This window comes from Bacteroidota bacterium, assembly GCA_034723125.1.
Taxonomy (GTDB): domain Bacteria; phylum Bacteroidota; class Bacteroidia; order CAILMK01; family JAAYUY01; genus JAYEOP01.
The window spans coordinates 1-3,574 of sequence record JAYEOP010000197.1; the positions used below are offsets into that span (position 1 = coordinate 1).

General features: G+C 30.8%; 2 protein-coding genes. Both read right to left on the bottom strand.

The window, feature by feature from the left end; translation table 11 throughout:
- Window positions 1-557: 557 nt before the first annotated feature.
- A complete protein-coding gene (locus tag U9R42_05815) occupies window positions 558-896 on the bottom strand; it encodes a hypothetical protein (protein MEA3495537.1) in 339 nt (112 codons plus the stop codon).
- Window positions 897-1,152: 256 nt separating this feature from the next.
- A complete protein-coding gene (locus U9R42_05820; GenBank protein ID MEA3495538.1) occupies window positions 1,153-3,480 on the bottom strand; it encodes a T9SS type A sorting domain-containing protein in 2,328 nt (775 codons plus the stop codon).
- Window positions 3,481-3,574: the final 94 nt, after the last annotated feature.

Below are 3,574 nucleotides of genomic sequence, written 5' to 3' on the forward strand. Positions count from 1 at the left end.
GACGATTATTAATAAGTTTTTTATTTGAACGTAAAAAAGCCTTTAATTTCTGTAAAAGCTCTTTATATTTTATCAGCATTAAAAATGCTTATTAATAAAAAAGCGTAGATGCAATCTACGCTTAGTGGGGGGCTAAAAGTTACGGATAAACAGATAAACAGTCCGCAGGCGGCAGGTATTTATCAAACGACCGAGGTCAATTTTTTTATAAATATTTGTTTTTATATAATCCACAGATTCAGTATAAATTTGAATAATTTATAAATTGTACTCCACAATTAATATCTAAATAAAAATTTATAATTTTTAGTTTAACTAAAACTCATTTAGTTACTAAAAAATACTATTAGTAATCCTACTATTATAGTAAACAAAATACCACCTATTAAATAACAAACGGAAAAATAATCATTCATAATTTCCCTTAATGACTTATCTTTATAAAATAATTTTAAAAAAATTGCTCCTATTGGTAAAAAAATAAAATGTCTAAAAATACTACTCATTAGAAAATAAATTTATCCTCATAAATAAATTAAATTTTTATATTAAACTACCTACTCTTTAGATAATAAATAAGGGATTTTTACTTCTGAACTTTTAGAGTTTCCTGAATCCAGTTTTCCTCTTTGCCTGCTTAGTTTTTCATAAGTGGATGTAGAGGTAAAATTACACACGGCAACATAATGTACAGGCTCCCAACTATCGTAAAATGCATTGTAATAATGTTCTAAAGGAAATTCACAAAAGATGCTATCACTTTTATGTATTCCGAGTCGGCTACTTCCATAAATATGATGCTCACTTTGTTTATGTTCTAAAGCTCTTTTCCTGTCTAATCCCATAGAAAAGGAACTTCCGCTTTGCTCCAATATGTCTAATTTTAGGCAACCCATTGACTACAAAAGTACATATTTTTTTCTTTTTAATTGGAATCATTAATTGAAATTGATTTAATATAAAAATTCAATTATAGATTTCAATATATAGGTGTAGTTACAAACTACAGCTAGTACGGGGTTTTTACCTCATTTTGAAATGTGGTAACAGGGCTTATGGTTATTTGTGCTCTTGCAATACCAACTGATAAAAAAAATAATGTGATAAGTAATACTCTATTGAATCTTTGTATAAGTACCATAATCTGGTAATTTATAAAATTGATATTTTTCTTAAATAATTTTCCTTCCCATCGACAATTCTAATCAGGTAATTTCCTTTCTTCAATTTGACAGTAAGCTTTTCATGGAGTCCATTGTTCGCATTAAAGATTGTATGATAACATTCTTGTCCTTTTGCATCCAAAACAAATACTTCTATCGTTTTTGATTTTGGATTTGACATTCTGATAAACACCGAACCATCATGCGATGGATTGGGATATATAGACAGCTCTTTCAAATATTCATCTATTGATATAGTAATATTGTTTATGGTAACTGTAGTATCCCATGTACATTTATTATAATCGGTAACAGTTACGGTATAACTACCTGATGCCAGTTTATCAATGGATGCAGTTGTACTGTTTTTAGGATCATTCCATTGGTAGGTGTATGGTGGGGTTCCTCCCTGCATATTCAATTGTAAAGAACCTTCTGTTAGGTTGTTGGTGTCGTCTTTAATGATAATGTTACATGAAAGGGGCAATGGTTCTGTTAATAAAAAGGTGTCAATAGTGGTTTGCTGTGAAGTTGAATCGTACAGGCTCACAATATAAGTTCCACTTCCAAGATCATCGAGTTTTAATGTAGATGAACCATGATCCCATTTTAAGTAATACCCTGATGCTCCTCCGATTACTTTTAAATGGATGTATCCGTTATTGCTGTTTGCACAGCTTGGATTGCTATATTCTTTTATGAGTTGAGATTTGGGGGTAATTTCATTCCAACAAAAATACCATGTGGCAAGCAATCTACTTGTAGCAGTATCATAATCCATTACAAGGGTGTCTGAACCAAAAGCATATATAGAATCCTGATATACCCTGATAGTTAAAGGATGATAAATTTTCCCATTATTATCGACATATGATAACTGAAAGCTGTTGTCGAAACTTACCTTTTTACTTTTATCCGCAACAGGTGGGAAAATTGCATCAACAGCTTTGCCTTCAGAATCCAATTTTAGTAAACCCCAATAAGTATCTCCATATTTATATGGCTGGCTAAATTTAATTGAATCAACAATAAACTCCTGAAAATCTTTTGGTAGTAGAAATGAATAGTAAGAATTACCATATTCATCAACATACATGCTATTACTCCATGTTTTTGGATACTCAGAAAAGGTTCTTGCAATAAATGGTTCTGTAATCCATTGTACATAACCATCTTGATTAAACTTTATCATTTTGGGAATTGTTCTCACAGTAGGTGTAATCCAGGTGGTATCTAATTTTGATTTAAAATCAGAAATCATTCGAACCATACAATAAATATTTCCTTTGGGATCAGTTTTCATATCAATAATTGATACACCAGGGGAATCATCCAATTCATATTTTGTTATCCAAGGTCTCATCCATTTTTTGTTTCCATTTGAATCAATTTTTATAAGAAATCCATTAAAATTTTGTCCATATGGAGAATTGAATGTAACATCAATTAGTAACTCATCGTCAAAATATATTCTCTTCCACTGTTTGTCATTAATCTTGACATATCCACAAACTACCAATTCATCATTCACATAGCTTAACTTAATAGGAGCTTCATAAGCCATCGCACCAATTGTATGCAACCAAATGGGTGTCATATTTTTATCAAATTTGACTATCGCAGCCATTGTACTTTGCTTCTTACTCTTTTCTTTCCAAATTGCCGATAAATTGCCAAACCGAATACTATCGGGCTTATTCGCAAGAGTACCAACAAATGTTCTCATTGCCACATAAACATTACCTGCATTATCTACAGTAGCATCACTGAGCATCCAACTGTATTTGATGTATTTTGCTGATAAAGAAAAACCATTGATAGGGTCTCCAGTTTTAGGATCAAGCCTGACCATAAAAGTTGATTTTTCGGATCCAATTGTTGTTTTTAAAACTTGGAAACTCCCCATTGAAAAATTTTCATAACTGGAAGCAAAAATATATATCAAGCTGTCCGAGGCTTGTAGAACTTTCAATTGAAACATATTATTCGCATTGCCAATTTTTTTCCCCCAAATTGCATTATAATTCGGATCAAATTTTATCAGAATTATCGCCTCACTATTTAACTCATTAATAAAGATATCGTCTATTTTATTGTTTTTTCCTTGACCAGAATATTCACCATAAACATAAAAGTTGCCTTCAAAATCCCTAAATGAACCAGCAAAAGGATCATTTACTGCAATTGCTACTTGAAAAGCCTCCTGATGAAAGTTTTTTATTACTTTTTTTGAAAAAATCGCCCCCTGTTGAGCATTTGTTTGAAATTGAAAACTTATAACTATTGCTAAAAAAAGTGTTGATATTTTTATAATCATTTTCATAATATTTTATTTGTATTTTTCTAGTAGTTCAGGACATTTACAAGGACTTTCAGGATAATCTTTTGAAGGAGGACAAATCTCGTATTTG

Bases quoted from the DNA above. Each gene is read 5' to 3' on its own strand.
- U9R42_05815 (MEA3495537.1), bottom strand. From the start codon at position 896: ATGGGTTGCCTAAAATTAGACATATTGGAGCAAAGCGGAAGTTCCTTT.
- U9R42_05820 (MEA3495538.1), bottom strand. From the start codon at position 3,480: ATGATTATAAAAATATCAACACTTTTTTTAGCAATAGTTATAAGTTTT.